The organism is Pseudoxanthomonas sp. USHLN014, from assembly GCF_037153335.1.
GTDB lineage: Bacteria > Pseudomonadota > Gammaproteobacteria > Xanthomonadales > Xanthomonadaceae > Pseudoxanthomonas_A > Pseudoxanthomonas_A winnipegensis.
Map to the genome: position 1 here is coordinate 786,813 of NZ_JBBCKO010000001.1, position 23,091 is coordinate 809,903.

Consider the following 23,091-nt stretch of genomic DNA (forward strand, 5'->3'; position numbering starts at 1 on the left):
GTCGCGATGCGTGGCCTGCGGTGCTGCGACCTCGCCCAAGCTTGCGGCGCGGCGCATCGTTCGCAGCGCCACAGCCCTTCCTCCTTGGAGATGCGCGATGTCCAACGAGCAACTCAAGCCCACGCTGGGCACGCTGCACCTGTGGGGCATCGCGGTGGGGCTGGTCATCTCCGGCGAGTACTTCGGCTGGAGCTACGGCTGGGGCGTGGCCGGCACGCTGGGCTTCCTGGTCACCACGCTGCTGGTGGCCGCGATGTACACCTGCTTCATCTTCAGCTTCACCGAGCTGACCACCGCCATCCCGCACGCGGGCGGTCCGTTCGCCTACAGCTGGCGCGCGTTCGGTGCCACCGGCGGCATGGTCGCCGGCATCGCCACGCTGATCGAATTCGTGTTCGCCCCGCCCTCGATCTCGATGGCCATCGGTGCCTATCTCAACGTGCAGTTCCCCGCGCTGGATCCCAAGCTGGCCGCGGTCGGGGCCTATGTGGTGTTCATGGGCTTGAACATCCTGGGCGTGAGCATCGCGGCCACCTTCGAGGTCGTGGTCACCGTGCTGGCGGTCCTGGAGCTGCTGGTGTTCATGGGCGTGGTCGCGCCGGGCTTCTCGTTGGCCAACTTCGCCGCCGGTGGCTGGGCGGGCTCGGACCGCTTCAGCGCCGCGGCGCTGGCCGGGATCTTCGCGGCGATCCCGTTCGCGATCTGGTTCTTCCTGGCGATCGAAGGGGCGGCCATGGCCGCCGAAGAGGCCAAGGACCCCAGGCGCACCATCCCGCGCGCCTACATCGCCGGCATCCTGACCCTGGTGGCGCTGGCGTTCGGCGTGATGCTCTTCGCCGGCGGCGTGGGCGACTGGCGCGCCTTGAGCAACATCAACGATCCGCTGCCGCAGGCGATGAAGGCGGTGGTCGGCAACAGCTCGACCTGGCTGCACATGCTGGTGTGGATCGGCCTGTTCGGCCTGGTCGCCAGCTTCCACGGCATCATCCTGGGCTACTCGCGCCAGTTCTTCGCGCTGGCGCGGGCCGGCTTCCTGCCGCACGGGCTGGCGAAGCTGTCGCGCTTCCGCACGCCGCACCGGGCAATCCTCGCCGGCGGCCTGATCGGCGTGGCGGCGATCTACAGCGACGGGCTGGTCAGCCTGCAGGGCATGAGCCTGACCGCGGCGATGATCACCATGTCGGTGTTCGGCGCGGTGGTGATGTACATCATGAGCATGCTGAGCCTGTTCAAGCTGCGCCGCAGCGAACCCGGCCTGGTGCGCAGCTTCATCGCGCCGGGCTACCCACTGGTGCCGGGCATCGCGCTGCTGCTGGCGGTGGTCTGCCTGGTGACGATGGTGTGGTTCAACCCGCAGATCGCCGGCGTGTTCGTGCTGCTGATGGCGCTGGGCATGGGCGTGTGCCGGCTGAGCCTGCGCGGCGGCGGCCCGCAGCCGGACCGCGCGGTCGACGCGGCCTGAATCCGCCCATCGGCATGCTGCCCGCATGAGCGGATTCGTCCATCGCGTGGGCGGGGCGCAATGGCGCTTCGCCGATCTCAAGACCCTGCTGGCGCGGGCGACGCCGGCGCGTTCGGGCGATCGCCTGGCCGGCGTGGCGGCGCAGACAGACCGCGAGCGCGTGGCCGCGCAGATGGCCTTGGCCGAACTGCCGCTGCGGCACTTCCTCGACGAGGCGGTGATCCCCTACGAGGACGACGAGGTCACCCGGCTGATCATGGACAGCCACGACACGGCGGCCTTCGCGCCGGTCGCGCACCTGACCGTTGGCGACTTCCGCGACTGGCTGCTGGGCGAGGCCGCGACCGAGGCCAGCCTGGCCGCGCTGGCGCCCGGGCTGACGCCGGAGATGGTCGCCGCGGTGTCCAAGCTGATGCGCGTGCAGGACCTGGTGTTGGTGGCGGCCAAGGTGCGCGTGACCACCGCCTTCCGCAACACGCTGGGCCTGCGCGGGCGGCTGTCGACGCGCCTGCAGCCCAACCATCCCACCGACGATGCGGCCGGCATCGCCGCCAGCGTGCTGGACGGCCTGCTGTACGGCAATGGCGATGCGGTGATCGGCATCAACCCGGCCAGCGACAGCACCGGCGACATCGTCGAGCTGCTGAAGATGCTCGACGGCGTGATCGGCGGCTACGAGATCCCCACCCAGTCCTGCGTGCTGGCCCATCTCACCACCACGCTGGAGGCGATCGAGCGCGGCGCGCCGGTGGACCTGGTATTCCAGTCGATCGCCGGCACCGAAGGCGCCAACGCCAGCTTCGGCGTCAACCTGGCGCTGCTGCAGGAAGGCTACGAGGCCGGCCTGGCGCTGGGCCGCGGCAGCGTCGGCGCCAACGTGATGTATTTCGAGACCGGGCAAGGCAGCGCGCTGTCGGCCGAGGCGCAGCACGGCGTGGACCAGCAGACCTGCGAAGCGCGGGCGTACGCGGTGGCGCGTCAGTTCAAGCCGCTGCTGGTCAACACCGTGGTGGGCTTCATCGGGCCGGAGTACCTGTTCGATGGCAAGCAGATCATCCGTGCCGGACTGGAGGATCACTTCTGCGGCAAGCTGCTCGGCGTGCCGATGGGCTGCGACATCTGCTACACCAACCATGCGCAGGCCGACCAGGACGACATGGACGTGCTGCTGACCCTGCTGGGCGCGGCCGGGATCAACTTCATCATGGGCATCCCCGGCAGCGACGATGTGATGCTCAACTACCAGACCACCTCGTTCCACGATGCGCTCTACGCGCGCCAGGTGCTCGGCCTGCGCGCCGCGCCGGAGTTCGAGGCCTGGCTGGAGAAGATGCAGATCCTGCGCCTGCGCGAGGGGCGTTTCGAACTCGGGCGCGATGTGCCGGCACCGTTCCGCAAGGCGCTGGGGCAGCTGTGAGCGCGCAGGACGATCCACCCTCGCCGACCGCTCCCGATGCCTGGGCCGCGCTGCGCCGCCTCACGCCGGCGCGCATCGCCCTGGGCCGCGCCGGCACCAGCCTGCCGACGCGCGCGCAGCTGGAGTTCCAGTTCGCCCATGCGCAGGCGCGCGATGCGGTGCATCTGCCGCTGGACCGCGCGGCGCTCGCGCAAGCCGCCGGCGCGCTGGCGCTGGACGTGCTACCGCTGCACAGCGCCGCCGCGGACCGCGAGACCTATCTGCAGCGCCCGGACCTGGGCCGTCGCCTCGACGACGCCTCCGCCGAGGCACTGCGCGCCCACGCGGCGCTGAAGGCGCGCAGCTGCGATGTCTGCATCGTCGTCGCCGACGGCCTGTCCGCCCTGGCCGTGCACACCCATGCCGCGCCCATGCTGCAGCGCCTGCGCGACCACGCGCGCACGCAGGCCTGGTCGCTGGCTCCGATCTGCGTGGTCGAACAGGGCCGCGTGGCGGTGGGCGATGAGATCGCCGAATGGCTCTGCGCGCGCTTGTGCGTGACGCTGATCGGCGAGCGCCCGGGCCTGAGCTCGCCCGACAGCCTGGGCGCCTACCTGACCTTCGCCCCGCGCGTGGGCCTGACCGATGCGGCGCGCAACTGCATCTCCAACATCCGCGCCGCCGGCCTGTCCTACGACACGGCCATGCACAAGCTCGCCTATCTGATGGGCGAAGCGATGCGCCGCCAGCTCTCCGGCGTGCAGCTCAAGGACGAGGCCCAGGCCCCGGTGCTGCTGGAGGGCGATGGGCCGCGACCGGGCAACTTCCTGTTGCCGGGGACGGATTGAGGTGACCGTGGCGCCTCGGCCCGCAGACGTCGCGGGGAAGCCTGGGCTCCTGACGACCGGGGTGCAACGTCCATGGATTCCCGCGTTCGCGGGAATGACGGACTCTGATCGCTCGCGACACTGGCTTTTAAAGAGTGTGTCGCTTGAACGCAGACCGTCCCCTCGTCCACCGAACGATAGAGGATCTACACAGCGAGACCCCAGACACGTCATTCCCGCGAACGCGGGAATCCAGGGACTTTCGCAAGCCGAAGCCAAGACACTGGGTTCCCATATTCGCGGAAACAACAGTCGAATTTTCTTGATTGCCCTGATGTACCGAGCGTCGCGCGGCAGCGAGTACCGCAATCGCGACTTTAGTGACCACCACGCGCCGCGCGCCACGCGGTCCACACCAGCCTGGCGGGCCTCGCCGGCGTGCTGCCCTGCGCATCGGCATGCAGGTTGGCCAGGCGCAGGCGCAGCAGCGCGGCGATCAGGCGCCGGGGGCGCGGTCCGCCCACACGCGCGGGCCAACGCGCCAGCAATGCATCGCGCCAGGCGAAGGTATCGGCGTGCGGTGGGACTTCCATCCAGCGCAGGAACAGCAACTGCGCGGCCATCGGCTCCAGTGCGTTGACGCTGCGCGCGCCGGGGAACAGCGCCGCCTCAACCTGCTGGATCGCATTGGCCAGCGGCATCACCAGCGGCAGCGCAGCATCGGGCGATTCGGGCAACGAGCGCATCAGGGTCAGCCCCGGCAGCGCATCGGCCAGCACCTCCCACGGCGCCGGCACCGGCTCCAGCACGCGGCCGAGTGGATGGCGCGAACGCCTGCGCGACCAGTCGCGCAGTTCCTCGCCCCACCAGGCCAGCTTGGCATCGGCAGGCAGCGGATCGCCGGCGATGTTCATCGCATCGAACAGCTCCTGCAGCAACGCGAACCAGGCCTCGGCCAGCGGTCGCTGCGCGGCGGGCACGAAGGCCTGCACCAGCGGCCACTCGGGCCAGCGGGCGCGCCACTTGTCCAGGAAGCTGTCCAGCGCGGTGGACATCAGCGCCCGCCGACCTGCGGCCAATGCGCAGGGTCCAGCAGCTGCGCCGGCGTATCGAGCATCACCTCGGCCTGCCAGCTGACCGGATCGTCGTCGTCCAGGCGATAACCCCACAGCGCGGCGATCGCGGGCATGCCGGCGGCGCGCGCGGCCTGGATATCGCGCGCGTCGTCGCCCACATAGACGCAGTCGTCGATGCGCGCGCCGAGCAGGCGCGCGGCCTCCTGCAACGGCAGCGGATGCGGCTTGCGCTCGGCCAGCGTGTCGCCGCCGATCAGCACCGCGCAGCGCGACTGCCAGCCCAGCAGCGGCATCAGGTCGCGGGCCAGGCCCTCGGGCTTGTTGGTGACGATGCCCCAGCGGCTGCCGTGGGCCTCCAGCGCGGCAAGCATCGCCTCGATGTCGTCGAACGGGGCGCCATGCCGGCCCAGCTCCCCGGCGTAGACCTGCAGGAACTCCGGCACCAGCGCCTCGCGCGCCTGCGGCGACAGTTCGGGAAACGCCGCCCCGCACATCGCCCTCGAGCCTTTGGACACGTGGGGCCGGATGTCGGCCAGCACCATCGGCGCCCGGCCGCGCGCGGCCAGCATCCGGTTGACCGTGGCCAGCATGTCTGGCGCGCTGTCCAGCAGCGTGCCATCGAGGTCGAACAGCGCCACAGGCGGAAAGCGGGGGCCGGCGCCCCCCTGCGACGGGCGGGAAGCGCCTTCGCGCTCGTCCTGGCCTGCGCCGCCAACTCCCTCGCCCGCTACGCTCATGCCTTGGCCGCGCACGCCAGGTAGTTCACTTCGGTGCGCCGGCTCAGGCGGGCTGCGCTGCGCCAGGGCTCGTAGACCAGGCCGCTGACATCGCGCATCTGCAGGCCGCTGGCGCGCGCCCAGGCGGCCAGTTCGGCCGGCTTGATGAAATCGGCATAGCGGTGCGTGCCCTTGGGCAGCAGCTTGGCGATGTACTCGGCCCCGACCACCGCCAGCGCGAACGCGGCCGGGGTGCGGTTGAGCGTGGACATGAACAGCTGGCCGCCGGGCTTGAGCAGGCGCGCGCAGGCGTCGATCACCGCGCCCGGGTCGGGCACGTGCTCGAGCATCTCCATGCAGGTGATGGCATCGAAGCTTTCCGGCTCCTCCTCGGCCAGCGCCTCGACGGCGATCTGCCGGTAGTCCACCTCCACGCCGGATTCGAGCTTGTGCAGGCGCGCGACTTTCAGCAGCTCCGGCGCCAGGTCGATGGCGACCACCTGGGCGCCGGCCGCGGCCAGCGCCTCGCTCAGCAGGCCACCGCCGCAGCCCACGTCCAACACGCGCTTGCCGGCCAGCGGCAGGCGGCTGGCGACGTACTGCAGGCGCACCGGGTTGAGCGAGTGCAGCGCCTTCTGCGGGCCGTCCGGGTCCCACCAGCGGGTGGCCAGGGCGCCGAACTTGTCCAGCTCGGCCTGGTGGAAATTGGCGTTGGATGCGGGGGTCATGGCGCGTTCCTTTTCGAAGGCCTCGCGGCCGTGGGGCCGCGGGAAACAGCGGCCAGCATGCGCAAGGGCCGCATCAGGGAGCGTGAGGGGTCAGGCCGGATGCAGGCCGGCGATGCGCTGGCGCCACTGGCGCGCGTTGGCGACCACGCCGGCCATGTCGATCCCGACCGGCTGGCGGTCGACCAGGCGTTCGCGCCCGGCGATCCACACATCGGTGACCTGGTGGCGGCCGGTGGCGTAGACCAGTTGGGAGACGACGTGGTGCAGCGGCTGGGTCTCCAGCGCGGACAGGTCCACGCAGGCGATGTCGGCCTGCTTGCCCACCTCCAGCGTGCCGACCAGATGGTCGAAGCCGATCGCCCTGGCCCCACCCAGCGTGGCCGCGCGCAGGGCGGCGAAGGCGTCCAGCGCCACCGCGTCCTGGGCCACGGCCTTGGACAGGATCGCCGCGGTGCGGGTCTCGCCGAACATGTCCAGGTCGTTGTTGGAGGCGCAGCCGTCGGTGCCGATGGCCAGGTTCACCCCGGCGCGGGCCAGCGCGCAGGCCGGGCAGAAGCCGGAGGCGAGCTTGAGGTTGGATTCCGGGCAGTGCACCACCGACACGCCGCGTTCGGCGCACAGGTGGATCTCGCTTGTCGTCAGCTGGGTCATGTGCACGGCGATCAGGCGGTCGTTGATCAGGCCCATGCGGTCCAGGCGCGCGATCGGGCGCTGGCCGTAGTCCTTGAGCGACTGCTCCACCTCCTGCGCCGTCTCGTGCAGATGCAGGTGCACCGGCACGTCGAGCTGATCGGACAGCATGCGCACCCGCTCGAAGTTGGCGTCGTTGACCGTATACGGCGCATGCGGCGCGAACGCGGTGGCGATCAGCGGATCGTCGCGCCACTGGTCGTGGACCTGCCCGGCACGGTCGAAATACTCGTCGTCGCTGCTGGCCCAGGCGGTGGGGAAGTCGATCACCGGCAGGCCGATGCGCGCGCGGAAGCCATGGTGCTTGTAGGTGGCCGCCTGCACGTCGGGGAAGAAGTAGTTCTCGTTGACGCAGGTGGTGCCGCCGCGCAGCATCTCGGCGATCGCCAGGGTGATGCCGTCGGCGATGAACTCCGGGCCCATCACCGCGCCTTCCACCGGCCAGATGTGCTGCTGCAGCCAGACCTTGAGCGGCAGGTCGTCAGCGATGCCGCGCAGCAGGGTCATCGGGTTGTGCGTGTGGGCGTTCACGAGGCCCGGGATCAGCGCAGCCTCGAGCCGCTGCACCACCTGTTTGGCGGCAAAGCGCGTACGGGCCTGCGCGATCGGCGCGATGGCCACGATCGCCCCGTCGGTGATGGCCACGGCGTGCTGCTCGAGCACCACCGCGTGCGGTTCGACCGGCACCACATAGCCGGCTTCGATCAACAGGTCGCAGGATTCAACGTCGGACGGATTCACGGGTGCCTTGGTTACCAAAGAGGATCAGCCGGCCTTGCCCAGCATCAGGCGCCGGGTCAGGAACGAAGCGGGCCAGATCAGCATGAAGAAGAACGCCGAGTACGGGTTGGGCCACAGGTAGGCCAGCGGGATCGCCAGCAGGAACACCGCGATCGACACCGTGCTGCGCACCACGAACCAACGCGCCTGGGCCGCGCCCAGGCGCTCGGCCAGCGACTCCTGCCGCGCCACCCACACCCGGGTGAGAAAGCCGAAGAAGGAGATCGTCGCCAAGACCACCGCGTAGAAGGCGAAACGCCCGGGCGAGGCGCTGCTGACCGACTCGGAGTACTCGCGCGTGGCGAACGGCATCAGCGCCACGAACATCAGCTGCCAGATCGTGCCCCACACCAGCCGGCCGCTGACATGGCGCACGTGGCGCCAGGTCTGCATATGGCTCATCCAGAAGGTGGCCGTGACCAGGAAGCTGACGAAGTAGGCGATGAACAGCGCCAGCGTATGGCCGTTCGCCGCGCCCTCGCCCAGGCGCTCGACCATTTCCGCGTCGGGCAGCTTGAGCTCGATGGCCAGCAGGGTGATGGCGATGGCGAAGACCGCATCGCTGAAGAACACCACCCGGTCGTGCGGAAACACATCCGCGCGCGCCGGGGCATCGCCCTGCTGTTCCTGCACCAAGCCAAGATCCTGCATGCGACGCTCCCTGCGCGCTGGATGGGAGTTACTTCACCCGGCTGACGTACTCGCCGGTGCGGGTGTCGACCTTGATGATCTCGTCGGTGCCCACGAACAGCGGCACGCGCACCACCGCCCCGGTCTCCAGGGTGGCCGGCTTGCCGCCGGTGCCGGCGGTGTCGCCCTTCACGCCCGGGTCGGTCTCGGTGATCTTCAGCTCGACGAAGTTCGGCGGCGTGACCTGGATCGGGTTGCCGTTGAACAGGGTCACCACGCAGGCCTCCTCGCCCTTGAGCCACTTCTTGGCATCGCCCACGCCGGCCTCGTCGGCCTGCACCTGCTCGAAGGTCTCCTGCTGCATGAAGTGCCAGTACTCGCCATCGTTGTACAGATACTGCATGTCGGTATCGACCACGTCGGCGGCCTCGATCGAGTCGGTGCTCTTGAGGGTCAGTTCCTGCACGCGGCCCGAGCGGATCAGGCGGAAGCGCATGCGGGTGAACGCCTGGCCCTTGCCGGGCTTGACGTAGTCGGTCTCGGTGATGATGGCGGGTTCGTTGTTGACCAGGATCTTCATCCCGTTCTTGACGTCGTTCATGCCGTAGGTGGCCATGGGCAAACTCCTGGAGATAAGACAGACCCGCCGCCATGCGCGAGCGGCCGGATACAATGGGGACGCCCGCCGCAACCGGCGGGCGCATGCTTCGTTCAAACGCTCATGATACCTGCAGCACCCCTTTCCAGACAGCCGGCCCCCGCCGCCAGCGCCACCGCCCCCGCGCCGCTACAGCCTTCGGGCTGGCAGCAGGCGCTGCGTCGGGCCGTGCGCGATCCGGGCGAACTGCTCACGCGGCTGGGCCTGCACGCGGCCGCGCTGGGGGTTTCGCCGCAGGCCGCGGCGCAGTTCCCGCTGCTGGCGCCCGAAGGCTTCGTGGCGCGCATGCGCCACGGCGACCCGCACGACCCGCTGCTGCGCCAGGTCCTGCCGCTGGACCAGGAGCTGCGCCTGCTGCCCGGCTTCGGCCTGGACGCGGTCGGCGACGCGGCCGCGCGCTCGGCCACCGGCGTGATCCAGAAGTACCAGGGCCGCGCCCTGATGGTGGCCACCGGCAGCTGTGCGATCCACTGCCGCTACTGCTTCCGCCGGCACTTCCCGTATGGCGAGGAGACCGCCGCGCGCGATCACTGGGCCGAGGCGATCGCCCGGGTGCGCGAGGATGCGAGCATCGACGAGGTGATCCTGTCCGGCGGCGACCCGCTGTCGCTGTCTACGCCCAAGCTGGCCGAGCTGACCGATGCCCTGCGCCAGGTGCCGCACCTCAAGCGCCTGCGCATCCACAGCCGCCTGCCCGTGGTCCTGCCCGAGCGCGTCGATGCCGCCCTGCTGCAGTGGCTGGGCGCGCTGCCCTGGCCGGTGGCCTTCGTCCTGCACGCCAACCACGCCAACGAGTTCGATGCCAGCGTCGATGCGGCCCTGGCCGCGCTGCGCGGCAGCGGCGCGACCCTGCTCAACCAGGCGGTGCTGCTGCGCGGCGTCAACGACAGCGTCGATGCGCTGGCTGCGCTGTCCGAACGCGGCTTCGCCGCCGGCGTGCTGCCTTACTACCTGCACCAGCTCGACCGTGTGCAGGGCGTGGCCCACTTCGAGGTGGACGACGCCACCGCGCTGGCGCTGCATGCCGAGCTGGCCGCGCGCCTGTCCGGCTACCTGGTGCCGCGCCTGGTGCGCGAGATCCCGGGCGACACCGGCAAGCGCCCGCTGCGCTGAGCGCGCGCGGCCGTAGCACAGGACGGCCTTCACGAATCCGCAAGCCAGCCGATGGTCAGGATGGACGCTCCGGTGACCATGCTGTATTAAACGCCGTCCCCCGCTCCCAGCACGAAGCGCCATGCAGATCGGCAAAGACACGCCCGTGCGGCTGATGATCATCGACGACAGCGGTGAGGCGGCCGAGGGCGTGGTCAGCACGTTCCGCAACGACGGCATCGCCGTGCGGCCGTTGCGCCCGCTGGATGCGGAGGAACTGGTCCAGCAGTTGGCCAGCCAGCCGGTGGACCTGATCCTGGTGGCCAAGACCGCCCGCACCCTCCCGGTCTCGGCGGTGCTGGAGCAGGTCGCCGCCGTCGGCAAGGACATCCCGGTGGTGGTGATGGTCGACGCCTCGAGCACGCCTTCGGTGGTGGACGACCTGATCAATGGCGCCAGCGCGGTCGCGGTGCGCTCGCGTCCCGATCATCTGCTCAGCGTGCTGCGCGCCGAATGGGAGGACCTGGAGGCCCGCCGCGGCCTGCGCCGCCTGGAGGCCCAGCTGCGCGAGACCGAGCGCCGCTGCGATGCGCTGATCGCCTCCTCGCGCGACCCCATCGCCTATGTGCACGAAGGCATGCACATCCGCGCCAACGATGCGTATCTGGACATGTTCGGATTCGCCTCCTTCGAGGACATCGAGGGTCTGTCGCTGCTGGACCTGATCGCGCCCAAGGACGTGGAAGACTTCAAGCAGCTGCTCAAGCGCATCGGCAAGGGCGAGCCGCCCCCGCCGCGCTACGAGTGCGAGGCGCGCACGCTCGACGGCGAGGCCTTCCCGGCGGTGATGGAGTTCGCCACCGCCACCTACGAGGGCGAGGCCTGCGTGCAGGTGGTGTTCCGCCGCCGCGAGCTGGATACCGAACTGGCGCGCGAGGTCGAGGACCTGCGCCAGCGCGACGTGGTCACCGGCCTGCTCAACCGCCCCACCTTCCTGCACGCGCTCGAGGATGCCGTGGCCCAGGTCGGGCAAGGCGAGCAGCAGTACGGCCTGCTGCTGGTCGAACCGGATCACTACGCGCGCCTGCTGCCGGACATCGGGCTGGGCTCGGCCGATGCGCTGATCGCGGCGATGGCGGCGCGCTTCTCCAGCCTGATCGGCGAAGGCATGGTCGCCGCCCGCTTCAGCGAACACGGCTTCGCCGTGCTGTGCCACTGCAGCCATGCCGACACCGCGGCGCTAGCCGAGCGCCTGCGCGCCGGCTTCGCCGCGCATGTGTTCGAGATCGGCAGCCACGCGGTGACCGCCACCCTGAGCGTGGGCGGCGTGCAGATCGGCGAGAAGATCGCCAGCGTCAGCCAGGTGCTGGCGCGGGCCAGCGAGAACCTGCAGTCGGTGGCCAGCGTCGGCGGCAACGGCGTGCTGATCTTCGACCCGGCCGCGGTGGACCGCGCCGAGGCCGAGTACGCCCAGCGCATCCTGGACCTGGTGCGCGAGGCGCTGACCGGCAGCGGCTTCGCCCTGCACTACCAGCCGATCATCCCGCTGCTCGGCGCGCCGGGCGATTTCTACGAAGGCTTCCTGCGCCTGGACAACGGCAGCGGCGAGCGGATCAAGCCGGTGACCTTCCTGGCCATCGCCGAGGAAGCCGGGCTGCTGGCCGACATCGACCGCTGGGTGGTGCGCGCGGCCATCGCCGCACTGGCCGCGCGCGAACGCGCCGGGCGCCCCACGCGCATGATGGTCAAGATCAGCCAGGCCTCCTTCGGCGATACGCGCCTGGTGGAGACCATCGCCCACGAACTGGCCGCCACCGGGCTGCCGGGCGAGCGGCTCTGGCTGGAGACCACCGAGGCCAAGGTCTTCACCCACCTACGCGCGGCGCAGGAGCTGCTGCAGTCGGCCGCGCGCCTGGGCTGCAAGGTCGGGCTGGAACAGTTCGGCACCGGGCTGGATTCTTTCCAGTTGCTGGCGCACTTCACCCCGGCCTTCCTCAAGCTGGACCGCAGCTTCACCCAGGACCACACCCGCGTGGCCGAGAACCAGGACAAGATCCGCGAGATCACCGCGCGCGCGCAGCGCGACGGCATCACCACCATCGCCGAGCACGTGCAGGACCCGGGGACGATGTCGCTGCTGTTCGGCGCCGGGCTGGACTACGTGGAAGGCTCGTTCGTCGCCAACGCGATGCCGGAGATGAGCTTCGACTTCAACGCCTGAATCGCCGGCACAACGCTCCCGCCGGATGCGAAAAGCCCGCCGAAAGGCGGGCTTTTAATTGCAAAGCATTGCGGTCAGCCGGCTTACATCACCGTGCCGGCGCGCTGCTGGACCTGCGCGGCACGCAGGGCGGCGATGCGCTCGGGCAGCGGCGGGTGGCTGAGGAACAGCTTCTTCAGGCCCTGCCCCATGCCGCCGGCGATGCCGAAGGCCTCCACCTGCGCCGGCAGCGTGCTGGTGCTGTGGTTGGCCTGCAGGCGCTCCAGCGCGGCGATCATCTTCTGCCGGCCGGCCAGCGTGGCGCCGCCGTGGTCGGCGCGGAACTCGCGGCGACGCGAGAACCACATCGCGATCATCGTGGCGAACAGGCCCAGCACCATCTCCAGCGCGAACACGATGATGTAATAGGCGAAGCCGCGGCTGTTGCCCTCGCGGTTGCCCGACAGGTAGCTGTCGATCACGCCGCCGACCACGCGCGCCAGCACGATCACGAAGGTGTTCAGCACGCCCTGCAGCAGGGCCATGGTCACCATGTCGCCGTTGGCGACGTGGCTGACCTCGTGGCCCAGCACGGCCTCTGCCTCGTCGCGGCTCATCTGCCGCAGCAGGCCCGTGGACACGGCCACCAGCGCGTTGTTGCGGTTGGCGCCGGTGGCGAAGGCGTTGATCTCCGGCGCCTCGTACACGGCCACCTCGGGCATGCCGATGCCGGCGGCCTGGGCCTGGCGGCGCACGGTCTCCAGCAACCACTGCTCGGCCTCGTTGCGCGGGGTTTCGATCACCATCGCGCCGGTGGCGCGCTTGGCCATCCACTTGGACATCAGCAGCGAGATGATCGAGCCGCCGAAGCCGAACAGCGCGGCCATCACCAGCAGGCCGGCCATGCTGGCCGAATTGACCCCAAGCAGGGACATCACAACGCTGGCCAGGGCCAGCACGGCCAGGTTGGTCAGCAGGAACAATGCGATGCGGGTAAACACGGTCGACTCCAGGGAAAAAGGAATGAGGGGGAACGAGATGAATCTTGTGGACGCCCCGGTTTGACTTCAAGCTGCCGGCTGACCGGTTGTTCAGCGATTGCGCGTCGATTTCGTCAATGTCATCAAGCTCCTACCGCGGCCGCTTCGCGCCCTCGCCCACCGGCCCGCTGCACGCCGGCTCGCTGCTGGCGGCGTTCGGCAGCTGGCTGCTGGCGCGCCACGCCGGCGGGCAGTGGTGGGTGCGGATCGAGGACCTGGACCCGCCGCGCGAAGTCCCCGGCGCCGCCCAGGCACAGCTGCAACTGCTGGAAAAACTCGGCCTGCGCAGCGATGGACCGGTGCGCTGGCAGCACACGCGAGGAGATGCCTACGCCGCCGCGCTCGAGCGCCTGCTGTCGCGCGGGCTGGCCTTCGAATGCCACTGCAGCCGCGCCGACCTGGCCGCCACCGGTGGGGTCCACCACCAGTGCGTCGCCCGGACCCGGCGGCCCGATCCGGCCATCCGGCTGCGCGTACCCGGTGACTGCATTGTCACCTTCGACGACGGCCTGCAGGGCCCGCAGCGCCAGGAAGTCGGGCGCGTGGTCGGCGACTTCGTCCTGCGCCGCGCCGACGGGCCCTGGGCCTACCAGCTGGCGGTGGTGGTGGACGACGCGGACCAGGGCATGACCGATATCGTGCGCGGCGCCGACCTGCTGGACTCCACGCCGCGCCAGATCCTGCTGCAGCAGGCGCTGGGCCTGCCCACGCCGCGCTACCTGCACCTGCCGGTGCTGCTGGATGCCCACGGGCACAAGCTGTCCAAATCCGAAGGCGCGCAGGCCCTGGACGCCGACAACCTGCTGCCCGCGCTGCGTTCGGCCTGGGTCCAGTTGGGCCAGGCGGCGAGCGTGCTGGAGGGGGCCGAGACGGTGGACACGCTGCTGCATGCGGCGCAGCATGGCTTCGACCCCGCGCGCCTGCCCGCTTCGGCGTGAATCCATGCTGCGCCGCACAACAAAAATGCTGCAGGTGCTGACTAGAATCGCCAGCCCCTTGCCTCCTTAGATGCGTTTCTCCATGACTCCTCGCGTTGCACTGGTTACCGGCGGGACCGGCGGCATCGGCACGGCCATCTGCCGCAAGCTGGCGGGTCTGGGCCATCGGGTGGCCACCAACTACCGCGACCCGGTGCGCGCCCGCACCTGGCAGCAGCGCATGGCCGACGAGGGCGTGGACATCGCCTTGGTGCAGGGCGACGTGCGTTATCCCGAGCAGGCGCAGGCCATGGTCGATGAGGTCACCGCGACGCTGGGGCCGGTCGACATCCTGATCAACAACGCCGGCATCACCCGCGACACCACCTTCCACAAGATGGACGCGGCGCAGTGGAACGAGGTGATCGACACCAACCTGTCCTCGGTGTTCAACATGACCCGGCCGGTGATCGCCGGCATGCGCGCCCGGCGCTGGGGCCGGATCGTGCAGATCAGCTCGATCAACGGCCAGAAGGGCCAATACGGCCAGGCCAACTACGCCGCGGCTAAAGCCGGCATGCATGGCTTCACCATCTCCCTGGCGCAGGAGAACGCGCAGTTCGGCGTCACCGTCAACACCGTCTCGCCCGGCTACATCGCCACCGAGATGGTGATGGCCGTGCCCGAGGAGATCCGCAACAAGATCGTGGCCCAGATCCCCACCGGCCGTCTGGGTTCGCCCGAGGACATCGCCTACGCGGTGGCCTTTTTCGTGGCCGAGGAGGCGGCCTGGATCACCGGCGCCAACCTGTCGGCCAACGGTGGTCAGTACATGGGCTGGTGAGTCCGACCAGGGTGCCCGGCGCGTGCCCGGGCGGCCTCGCCCGACAGCGCCACTCCACACCCCAAACGCTCCCAAAGTATGGTTGCGCCGCAAAAAACCCGGGCGCATGCTCCGCGCACATTGATTGAGGTGACTGCTCCATGGCTGCGATCCGGATCATCAAGAAGTACCCCAACCGTCGTCTCTACGACACCGAAATCTCCAGCTACATCACCATCGAGGACGTGCGCCAACTCATCGTCGACGGCGAAGAGTTCGAAGTGCGCGACGCCAAGAGCGGTGAGGACCTGACCCGCCTGGTGCTGCTGCAGATCATCAGCGACCAGGAGCAGGACGGCGAGCCGCTGCTGTCCACCCAGCTGCTCAGCCAGATCATCCGTTTCTACGGCGATTCGCTGCAGGGCTTCATGGGCAACTACCTCGAGCGCTCGATGCAGATGTTCATGGACCAGCAGGCGCAGTTCCGCCAGCAGATGGGCAACCTGCTGGGGCAGACGCCGTGGGCGATGATGAACCAGCTCACCGAGCGCAACCTGGAGATCTGGCAGGACTTCCAGCGCAACCTCACCAGCGGCCTGAGCCGCGGCCCCACGCGTCCGACTTCCACGCCCGGCACGGGCGGCAGCAACGGCGCGAAGGATGGCCCGACGACGCGCGAGAGCTCCAGCAAGTCCACGCGCCGCTAAAGCGCTGCGTTTTTCGCACGACGAAGCGGCCGATCCGCTTCGACCGACCGACGCCCCGGCCTGGCCCGCGGCGTCCGATCCGACCGACGGCGATGGCGCCGGCAATACGGCTCGAGTCATTGGTGCGTCGAGCACTCCCGCAACGCCGACCCTGAGCCAGATTTCTTCAAGCGATAACCAAGCGGCAGGCGCAGCAAGCGCCGTCCGCTCAGGGTGCCTGTACGAATCTCAGCGTTCGGTCAGGCAGGTGTCCGGCACAGATCGCGGCCCCAAGACAGACGCGATTGTGAGCATTGAGCGACACCCTCGGCATTACCCTGCCCCACGCCATGCTGCGCAGCATGGATTGCCGCGCATCGCGGCGACAACAGCCCGCACAGACGGGGCCGCAAGCCTGCGGAGTATCCTTGCGCGCTGTCCTTCATCGATCCTGCATCCATGACTCCACGCATCGCATTGGTGACCGGCGGCATCGGCGGCCTGGGCACGGCGATCTGCCGCGCCCTGACCGAGGCCGGCCACACCGTCATCGCCACCGACCTGCCGGCCGAGCCTGCGCGCCTTGAGGCCTTCCAGACGGCCACCGACGGGCGCGTGGCCTTCGAACCGGCCGATGTCAGCGACGATGCGCAATGCGCGCAGCTGATCGCCCGCGTCCAGGCCACGCACGGCGCGCTGGACATCCTGGTCAACAATGCCGGCATCACCCGCGATGCGACCCTGCGCAAGATGGACCTGGCGCAGTGGAACGCGGTCCTGCAGGTCAATCTGACCAGCGCCTTCCAGCTGTGCCACCACGCCATCGCCGGCATGGTCGAGCGCGGCCACGGCCGCATCGTCAACATCAGCTCGGTCAGCGGCCAGACCGGCAACTTCGGCCAGGCCAACTACGCGGCGGCCAAGGCCGGCCTGCATGGGTTGACCATGTCCCTGGCGCGCGAGGTCGCCTCCAAGGGCCTCACGGTCAACAGCGTGTCGCCGGGCTATGTGCGCACGCCGATGACGGCGGCCATGCCGGCCGAGGTCCTGCAGCGCACCACGGGCCTGGTGCCGGTGGGCCGGCTGGGCGAGCCGGAGGACATCGCCCGCGCGGTGCGCTTCCTGGCCGAGGACGCGGCCGGTTACATCACCGGCGCCAACCTGCCGGTCAACGGCGGGCTGTACATGGGCTTCTGAAGACGCGCTACAGCGGCTGGTCGCTCGCCGGCTGGCCGCCGCAGTAGCGGGCGCGGAACTGTTCGGCCTCGGGCATCAGCTGCTGCAGGCGAGCGATGCGGTTGGACGGGTCGGGGTGGGTAGAGGCGAACTCCGGCGGACGCTCGCCGCCGCCCAGCTGGGACATGCGCTCCCACAGCGGGATCGCCTGCTGCGGGTCGTAGCAGGCCGCCGCGGCCAGCATCAGGCCGACCTCGTCGGCCTGCGATTCGTGGTTGCGGCCGTAGGGCAGCACCACGCCGTACTGCACGCCGGCGCCGAGTGCGGCCATGGTCTGCTGGTCCATGCCGGACATGCCGGCGGCCACCTGCCCCATCTGCACCAGCTTCTGCTGGGCCATGCGCTGGGAACTGTGGCGCAGCAGCGCATGGGCGATCTCATGCCCCATCACCACCGCCAGCGCATCGCGCGTCTGCGCGATCGGGAACAGCCCGGTGTAGACGGCGATCTTGCCGCCCGGCAGGCAGAACGCATTGGCTTCGTCCGAGCGCAGCACGCTGACCTGCCAGTCGTAGCCGGACAGATCCGGCACCGGCTGGTCGTGCTGCTTGGCCAGGTCGGCCGCCACCTGCGGCACGCGCGCGATCAGGCGCTGGGCGATGGTCGCCACTTCCTGGCTGGTCGGGTCGCTGGCCGGCAGCAGCGCGCCCTGCTGGCGCGCCTCGCCCAGCACCTGCTGGTAGGCCTGCACGCCGAGCTCGGATTCCTCGCTGGGCGTGGCGCCGTAATGCGCGTCCTGGCCGGTGTAGGGATCGGTCTGGCGGCTGGAGATCCACTGGAACGCGGCATAGCCGGCGAACAGCAACAGGATCCACCAGCGGATCCCGAATCCGCGCCGCCGCTGCATGCCCCCATTGTCGTAAGCCGCATTCATGCCTTGATCCTTGTCAGATGCCGCGCACCACGCGGAAGCCTACCCGCGCACTGGTCATGTCCGAGTCCTGCGAGGCACGCCACGCCGCCCGCGCCTGCTGCGGCGAGGAGGCCCACCCGCCTCCCCGGATCACCCGGGCCCGGCAGCCGGGATTGAACCACGCCGCGCCGTCGCCCGGCGCACGCCGGAAGCTGGCGTGCCAGCAGTCGGCGACCCACTCGCTGATGTTGCTGCCTACGTCGTATAGCCCCCAGGCGTTCGGCTTGAACGTGGCCACCGGCGCCGGACCCCACCAGCCATCGCCGTAGCCGACGAAGGCGTTGCCCCAGTGGCGGCCGCTGGGCGAGACGTCGTTGCCGCCGGTCAGGTTGCCCACGCCCGCCGGCGGCGGAGTCGAGTTGCCCCACGAGTAACGCCCCTGGCTGCCGGCGCGCAGGATGTATTCGAACTCGGCCTCCGAGGCCAGGCGGTAGGCGTGCCCGGTCTGCTCGGCTAGCCAGTCGGCGTAAGCCTCCGCGTCGCGCACGCTGACGTGCAGCACCGGCATGTCGTCGGCCGCCTTGGCGCCGGCGTAGTCCGACTGCCAATCCACGCCGCTGCGGCGTACGAAGTTGCCGCTGCGCTCGTCGTAGACGATCGAATGCCCGCGCCGCGTCGCCCGCGAGCGGTATTGCGTGGCCTGCACGAAGCGCCGGTACTGGCCCACCGTCACCGCCGTGCGCGAGACGGCGAAGCCGCGGTCGAAGCGCACGTAATGCGCCGGCTGCTCGGCCTCGGACGCGCCCGGCTCGTCCTCGTCGGCGCCCATGCGGAAGGCGCCATGCGGCACCACCACCATCACCGGCGTGCGGCCGCCGCCATGCATGGCATCGGTGAAGGACTGGCCGGGCCGGAACAGGCCGTAGTGCGTGGCCAGATCGATACGCTGGCGCAGGTCGGCGGCCACCGGATCGCCGGGCCGGGCGATGCGCAGGGCGGCCTCCAGCTTCTGCCGCGCGTCCTTCAGACCCAGCGGCGAGACCAGATCGTCCACGCCGGCGTCGCGCAGCGCGGCGATCTGGCGGGTGCGCTCGGCTTCGATGCGCGCATAGCCGTCCTTGACCGTCTGCGCGTCCTCGCGCAGGCCGTTGGCGAAGCCCATCCAGCGGGCGGCCTCGTCGAAGTCGCCGGCGCGCGCGGCGTCCTCGGCGCGGCGGATGAAGGCGCTCTCCGTCGCCGCCATGCCCTGCAGGGCGCGCGGCTGGCCCGGCGCCTGCGCCAGCACGGCGCGGAAGGTGCTCAGCGCGCCGTCCTTGCCCTCCTCGCCCAGCAGGCCCTGGCGCAGCTGGCTCTCGCCGGTGGCGTTGAGCCGGGCCAGCTGCTCGGCCAGATCGACCTGCCCCAGATACGGTTCGGCGCGCGGGTCCTGCGCCAGCACCGTGCGCACCACCGCGGCGATGCGCACCGCGCGCGCCAGCGCCTCCGGATCGTCCTGCGCGGCGGCGACCGCGCGCCGGCCCTGGGCCAGCAGGGCGGTGCCGGCGTTGGCCAGGCCACGCTTGGCGACGGCGTCGTTGGGATTCAGGCGCAGCAGCGCCAGGTACAGCGGGATGGCATCGCGCGGCTGTTCGAACAGGTCGCCCGCGCGCAGCGCGGCGGCGGCCTCGCGGCGCGCCTGGCGCACCTGGCCCGGTTCCAGCGCCAGCGCGGGCGGCGACCAGTTCAGCGCGGCATCGCCGTTGCTGTCGCTGATGGTAACGCTGGGCGTGCGCGCCGGCGCCGGCGCCTGGCCGGCCGCGGGCGCCGGGCTGGCCACAGGCGTGGCCGGCCGCGCGGCGGGCTCGGGCGCGCGGTCGCAGGCTGTCAGCAGCAGCGCCAGCAGCGCCGGGGCGAATCGCCGCAAGGTTCCTCCCGTCATGATCCAAAGGCGGCCGATGGCCGGGGACGTTAGGCTATTGTCGCCCCAACCGCGCCAAGGCGTGTGCAAGCCTGCGCGACGGTGCGCCCCCTGGTTCCCAACCTCGAGACCCGCGTGCCCCTCTGGATCGACACCCCCGACGCGCTGCGAGCGCACCTGCAGCAGCTGCCCGCCTGGGTGGGCCTGGACACCGAATTCATCCGCGAGAAGACCTTCTGGCCGCAGCTGGCCCTGGTCCAGATCGCCATCGGCGACACCATCCTGCTGGTCGACCCGCTGGTGCCTGGCATGCCGCAGGCCCTGGCGCCGCTGCTGTCCGATTCTGGCGTGGTCAAGGTGATGCATAGCGCCAGCGAGGACCTGATCGCGCTGCGCTGCGCCTGCGGCGTGCTGCCCTCGCCCTTGTTCGACACCCAGATCGCCGCGGCGCTGGCCGGCATCGGCGGCGGCATGGGCTACCAGAAGCTGGTGGCGCAGATCACCGGGGTCACCCTGGCCAAGGGCGAGACCCGCTCGGACTGGCTCAAGCGCCCGCTCAGCCCCGCGCAGCTGGAATACGCGGCCGACGATGTGGTCCACCTGGGCGCGCTGTACGCGGCGCTGACCGAGAAGCTGCAGGCGCTGGGCCGGCTGGACTGGCTGCAGGCCGATGGCGCGCGGCTGATCGCCCAGGGCGAGGACGATGGTGGCGAGCGCTGGCCGCATCTGGCCCTGCGCAGCGCGCAGTTCCTCGATGCGCCGGCGCAGCATCGCCTGCTGCGGCTGCTGCGCTGGCGCGAGGCGCAGGCGCGCGCCAGCGACCGGCCCAAGAGCTGGATCCTGGACAACGAGCTGGCCGTGACCCTGGCCCGCACGCCCGTGGCCTCGCGCGAGTCCCTGATCGACTGGCTCGAACGACAGCCCAAATCGCCGCGCAAGCTGGCCGACGCGCTCTGGCAGGCCCTGTCCACGCCGCTGCCGGACGAAGCCGACGCGCCGCTGGCGAAGAACGGCGACCAGGACAAGCAGCGCCTGAAGAAACTGCAGGACGCCGTGGCCGCGCACTCGGCCGCGCTCGGCCTGCCCGACGGCATCCTCGCCTCGCGCCGCTGGCTGGAGGCGCTGATGGAGCACGGCCAGTGGCCGGCCGCGCTGGAAGGCTGGCGCCGTGCCCAGCTCGAACCGGTGCTGGCACCGTTGCTGGCCTCGCCACGGGCCTGACGGCAGGCCCCGTCCGAGGGCGCGAAGCCCGCTATCGCGCCAGCAGGCCAGGCGCTACGCTACGACGTCCTCCGGACCGGTCCTTCGCACGCGCGGCCTCGCGCTGCGAACGCGAGCCCGGCGCGGGACGCCCCGTCGCCCGCCTCGGAGAAGCTGATGTCTCGGTTGCACCGTCCTGCTCTGTTCTTCGCCAGCACCACGCTGTTGCTGTCCGCGCTGCTGACCATGCCGACGCTGCTGGCGCAGCAGAAGCCCGAGCCCGATCGCCCCGCGCACTTCGTCGTGCCCGACGACCCGGAGGCGGATTTCGTCCGCCGCGAGGTCGAGATCCCGATGCGCGACGGGGTCAAGCTGCATACGGTCATCCTGGTGCCCAAGGGCGCCCACCGCGCGCCGATGCTGCTCACCCGCACGCCCTACGACGCCGACGGCATGACCACGCTGGCCAAGAGCAACCGCCTGGCCGCCGTGCTGCAGGGCTACGACAACTTCCCCGAGCTGTTCAACAAGCACGGCTACATCCGCGTGGTCCAGGACATCCGCGGCAAGTACGGCTCGGAGGGCGACTACGTCATGAACCGGCCGCAGATCGGCCCGCTCAACGACAGCAACGTCGACCACTCCACCGACACCTGGGACACGGTGGACTGGCTGTCCAAGAACGTGCCCGAGTCCAACGGCAAGGTCGGCATCCTGGGCATCTCCTACGACGGCTTCACCAGCCTGATGGCGCTGTTCCATCCGCATCCGGCGCTGAAGGTGGCCATCCCGATGAACCCGATGGTCGACGGCTGGCGCGGCGACGACTGGTTCCACAACGGCGCCTTCCGCCAGACCAACCTGCCCTACATCTACGAGCAGGAGGCCACGCGCGGCAACACGATCCACTGGATCCAGACCGACGCCGACGACTACGACTTCTACCTCAAGGGCGGCGCGGCCGGCCTGATCGGCAAGCGCCGCGGCATGGACCAGCTCGGCTTCTTCCGCAAGCTGCTGGCGCACCCGTCCTACGACGCCTTCTGGCAGGAACAGGCGGTCGACAAGCTGCTCGCCAAGGAGCCGCTCAGCATCCCGGTGATGCTGGTGCACGGCCTGTGGGACCAGGAAGACATCTACGGCGACATGGCCGTGTACGCGGCGCTGGAACCCAAGGACACGCGCAACGACAAGGTGTTCCTGGTGATGGGCCCGTGGAACCACGGCGGCCAGCGCGAGGACGGCACCCACCTGGGCGCGATCAAGTTCGACACCGACACCGCCGCGACCTTCCGCCGCGAGGTGCTGCGCCCGTTCCTGGACCACTATCTGATGGACGACGCGCCGCCGATGCAGGTCTCGCCGGTCACCGTCTACCGTACCGGCGAGAACCACTGGGAGCACCTGAAGTCCTGGCCGCAGGGCTGCGCCTCGGGCTGCCGCATCGCCGAGCAGCCGCTGTACCTGAAGGACAATGGCACCGCCGGGTTCGATGCGCAGGCCACCGCCGGCAGCGACGAGTACGTGTCCGATCCGTCCAACCCCGTGCCCTTCCTGCCCCGGCCGCTGCCGGCCACCGGCTACGACGACAACCCGTGGCCGAGCTGGCTGGTCAGCGACCAGCGCCAGGCCGCCGCCCGCCCGGACGTGCTGACCTTCGTCACCGATGTGCTGGACGCGCCGCTGCGCATCAGCGGCACGCCCAAGGTGGACCTGCGCCTGTCCACGAACGGCAGCGACGGCGACTTCGTGGTCAAGCTGGTCGACGTCTACCCCGACGTGGTGCCGGACGATCCGAAGCTGGGCGGCTACCAGCTGATGGTCTCTGCCGACATCCTGCGCGGGCGCTATCGCGAGAGCCTGGAGCACCCCAGCGCGATCCCGTCCAATACCACCGTGCCGATCCGCTTCGACCTGCCCGTGGCCAACCACACCTTCCTGCCCGGTCACCGGGTGATGGTGCAGATCCAGTCGAGCTGGTTCCCGCTGTACGACCTCAATCCGCAGACCTTCGTGCCCAACATCTTCCTGGCCCAGCCCAAGGACTACCGCGAGGCCACCATCAGCGTGAAGCTGGGCGGCGCGCAGCCCAGTTCGGTGCTGCTGCCGGTGGTCAGCGGCATCAAGTGATGCAACACGGCGGCGTCGATTCGACGCCGCCGTGCCCTTGCGCAAGCCGACGCC

General features: G+C 70.1%; 20 protein-coding genes. 11 read left to right on the forward strand and 9 right to left on the reverse strand.

Going from position 1 to position 23,091, the window contains the following annotated elements; all coding sequences use genetic code 11:
- Window positions 1-97 precede the first annotated feature (97 nt).
- Genes eat through eutC form a run of 3 tightly spaced genes read left to right on the forward strand, consistent with a single transcriptional unit; the run spans window position 98 to window position 3,706 of the window.
- Window positions 98-1,462, forward strand: a complete 1,365-nt coding sequence (eat, locus tag WFQ05_RS03575) for an ethanolamine permease (RefSeq protein ID WP_337052662.1) — start codon at window positions 98-100, stop codon at window positions 1,460-1,462.
- Between the two features lie 25 nt (window positions 1,463-1,487).
- Complete coding sequence (locus WFQ05_RS03580) at window positions 1,488-2,879, forward strand: ethanolamine ammonia-lyase subunit EutB (RefSeq protein WP_337052663.1); 1,392 nt, start codon at window positions 1,488-1,490, stop codon at window positions 2,877-2,879.
- Entirely contained in the window at window positions 2,876-3,706 is an 831-nt protein-coding gene (gene eutC / locus WFQ05_RS03585) for an ethanolamine ammonia-lyase subunit EutC (protein ID WP_337052664.1), read from the forward strand. The genes WFQ05_RS03580 and eutC overlap by 4 nt, the downstream gene beginning before the upstream one ends.
- A 356-nt stretch (window positions 3,707-4,062) precedes the next feature.
- On the opposite strand, the gene WFQ05_RS03590 is transcribed toward eutC, so the two are convergent.
- From WFQ05_RS03590 to efp, 6 genes are all read right to left on the reverse strand, one after another.
- Complete coding sequence (locus WFQ05_RS03590; protein ID WP_337052665.1) at window positions 4,063-4,740, reverse strand: phytoene/squalene synthase family protein; 678 nt, start codon at window positions 4,738-4,740, stop codon at window positions 4,063-4,065.
- A complete protein-coding gene (locus tag WFQ05_RS03595; RefSeq protein ID WP_337052666.1) occupies window positions 4,740-5,498 on the reverse strand; it encodes a phosphoglycolate phosphatase in 759 nt (252 codons plus the stop codon). Before WFQ05_RS03595 ends, WFQ05_RS03590 begins: the two co-directional genes overlap by 1 nt.
- Window positions 5,495-6,205: a bifunctional 2-polyprenyl-6-hydroxyphenol methylase/3-demethylubiquinol 3-O-methyltransferase UbiG gene (ubiG, locus tag WFQ05_RS03600; RefSeq protein WP_337052669.1), complete on the reverse strand. Its 711-nt coding sequence runs from the start codon at window positions 6,203-6,205 to the stop codon at window positions 5,495-5,497. The genes WFQ05_RS03595 and ubiG overlap by 4 nt, the downstream gene beginning before the upstream one ends.
- A gap of 90 nt (window positions 6,206-6,295) precedes the next feature.
- Window positions 6,296-7,636, reverse strand: a complete 1,341-nt coding sequence (locus WFQ05_RS03605) for a TRZ/ATZ family hydrolase (protein WP_337052670.1) — start codon at window positions 7,634-7,636, stop codon at window positions 6,296-6,298.
- A 24-nt stretch (window positions 7,637-7,660) separates the two neighbouring features.
- On the reverse strand, window positions 7,661-8,326 hold the full coding sequence (locus tag WFQ05_RS03610) for a TMEM175 family protein (RefSeq protein ID WP_130518107.1): 666 nt from the start codon (window positions 8,324-8,326) through the stop codon (window positions 7,661-7,663).
- A gap of 28 nt (window positions 8,327-8,354) precedes the next feature.
- The gene (gene efp / locus WFQ05_RS03615) at window positions 8,355-8,921 is read right to left on the reverse strand and encodes an elongation factor P (RefSeq protein ID WP_130518105.1); all 567 of its coding nucleotides are present in this window, start codon (window positions 8,919-8,921) and stop codon (window positions 8,355-8,357) included.
- Window positions 8,922-9,026: 105 nt separating this feature from the next.
- On the opposite strand from efp, the gene epmB reads away from it, so the two are divergent.
- Together epmB and WFQ05_RS03625 are read left to right on the forward strand one after the other, a co-directional pair.
- Window positions 9,027-10,076, forward strand: coding sequence for an EF-P beta-lysylation protein EpmB (gene epmB, locus WFQ05_RS03620; RefSeq protein ID WP_337052672.1), 1,050 nt, complete (start codon window positions 9,027-9,029; stop codon window positions 10,074-10,076).
- Window positions 10,077-10,197: 121 nt separating this feature from the next.
- Window positions 10,198-12,276, forward strand: coding sequence for an EAL domain-containing protein (locus WFQ05_RS03625; RefSeq protein WP_337052673.1), 2,079 nt, complete (start codon window positions 10,198-10,200; stop codon window positions 12,274-12,276).
- An 83-nt stretch (window positions 12,277-12,359) separates the two neighbouring features.
- Here WFQ05_RS03625 and htpX read toward each other — a convergent pair whose 3' ends face one another.
- The gene (htpX, locus tag WFQ05_RS03630) at window positions 12,360-13,256 is read right to left on the reverse strand and encodes a protease HtpX (RefSeq protein WP_130532063.1); all 897 of its coding nucleotides are present in this window, start codon (window positions 13,254-13,256) and stop codon (window positions 12,360-12,362) included.
- A gap of 116 nt (window positions 13,257-13,372) precedes the next feature.
- On the opposite strand from htpX, the gene gluQRS reads away from it, so the two are divergent.
- The 4 genes from gluQRS (at window position 13,373) to WFQ05_RS03650 (ending at window position 16,918) form a co-directional block, all read left to right on the forward strand.
- A complete protein-coding gene (gluQRS, locus tag WFQ05_RS03635) occupies window positions 13,373-14,233 on the forward strand; it encodes a tRNA glutamyl-Q(34) synthetase GluQRS (protein ID WP_337052676.1) in 861 nt (286 codons plus the stop codon).
- Between the two features lie 82 nt (window positions 14,234-14,315).
- Complete coding sequence (phbB, locus tag WFQ05_RS03640; RefSeq protein ID WP_130518095.1) at window positions 14,316-15,056, forward strand: acetoacetyl-CoA reductase; 741 nt, start codon at window positions 14,316-14,318, stop codon at window positions 15,054-15,056.
- 140 nt (window positions 15,057-15,196) lie between these two features.
- Window positions 15,197-15,742: a polyhydroxyalkanoate synthesis repressor PhaR gene (phaR, locus tag WFQ05_RS03645; protein ID WP_130533195.1), complete on the forward strand. Its 546-nt coding sequence runs from the start codon at window positions 15,197-15,199 to the stop codon at window positions 15,740-15,742.
- A 438-nt stretch (window positions 15,743-16,180) separates the two neighbouring features.
- Window positions 16,181-16,918 carry a beta-ketoacyl-ACP reductase gene (locus WFQ05_RS03650; RefSeq protein ID WP_337052677.1) on the forward strand — a complete coding sequence of 246 codons (738 nt, stop codon included), beginning with the start codon at window positions 16,181-16,183 and terminating at the stop codon, window positions 16,916-16,918.
- Between the two features lie 7 nt (window positions 16,919-16,925).
- Here the strand turns inward: WFQ05_RS03650 and WFQ05_RS03655 are convergent, their stop codons facing one another.
- Entirely contained in the window at window positions 16,926-17,831 is a 906-nt protein-coding gene (locus WFQ05_RS03655; protein WP_130518089.1) for a M48 family metallopeptidase, read from the reverse strand.
- A 13-nt stretch (window positions 17,832-17,844) separates the two neighbouring features.
- On the reverse strand, window positions 17,845-19,713 hold the full coding sequence (locus WFQ05_RS03660) for a formylglycine-generating enzyme family protein (protein ID WP_337052678.1): 1,869 nt from the start codon (window positions 19,711-19,713) through the stop codon (window positions 17,845-17,847).
- 129 nt (window positions 19,714-19,842) lie between these two features.
- On the opposite strand from WFQ05_RS03660, the gene rnd reads away from it, so the two are divergent.
- Window positions 19,843-20,928, forward strand: a complete 1,086-nt coding sequence (gene rnd, locus WFQ05_RS03665) for a ribonuclease D (protein WP_337052679.1) — start codon at window positions 19,843-19,845, stop codon at window positions 20,926-20,928.
- A 156-nt stretch (window positions 20,929-21,084) separates the two neighbouring features.
- Window positions 21,085-23,037 carry a CocE/NonD family hydrolase gene (locus WFQ05_RS03670; protein WP_337052680.1) on the forward strand — a complete coding sequence of 651 codons (1,953 nt, stop codon included), beginning with the start codon at window positions 21,085-21,087 and terminating at the stop codon, window positions 23,035-23,037.
- Window positions 23,038-23,091: the final 54 nt, after the last annotated feature.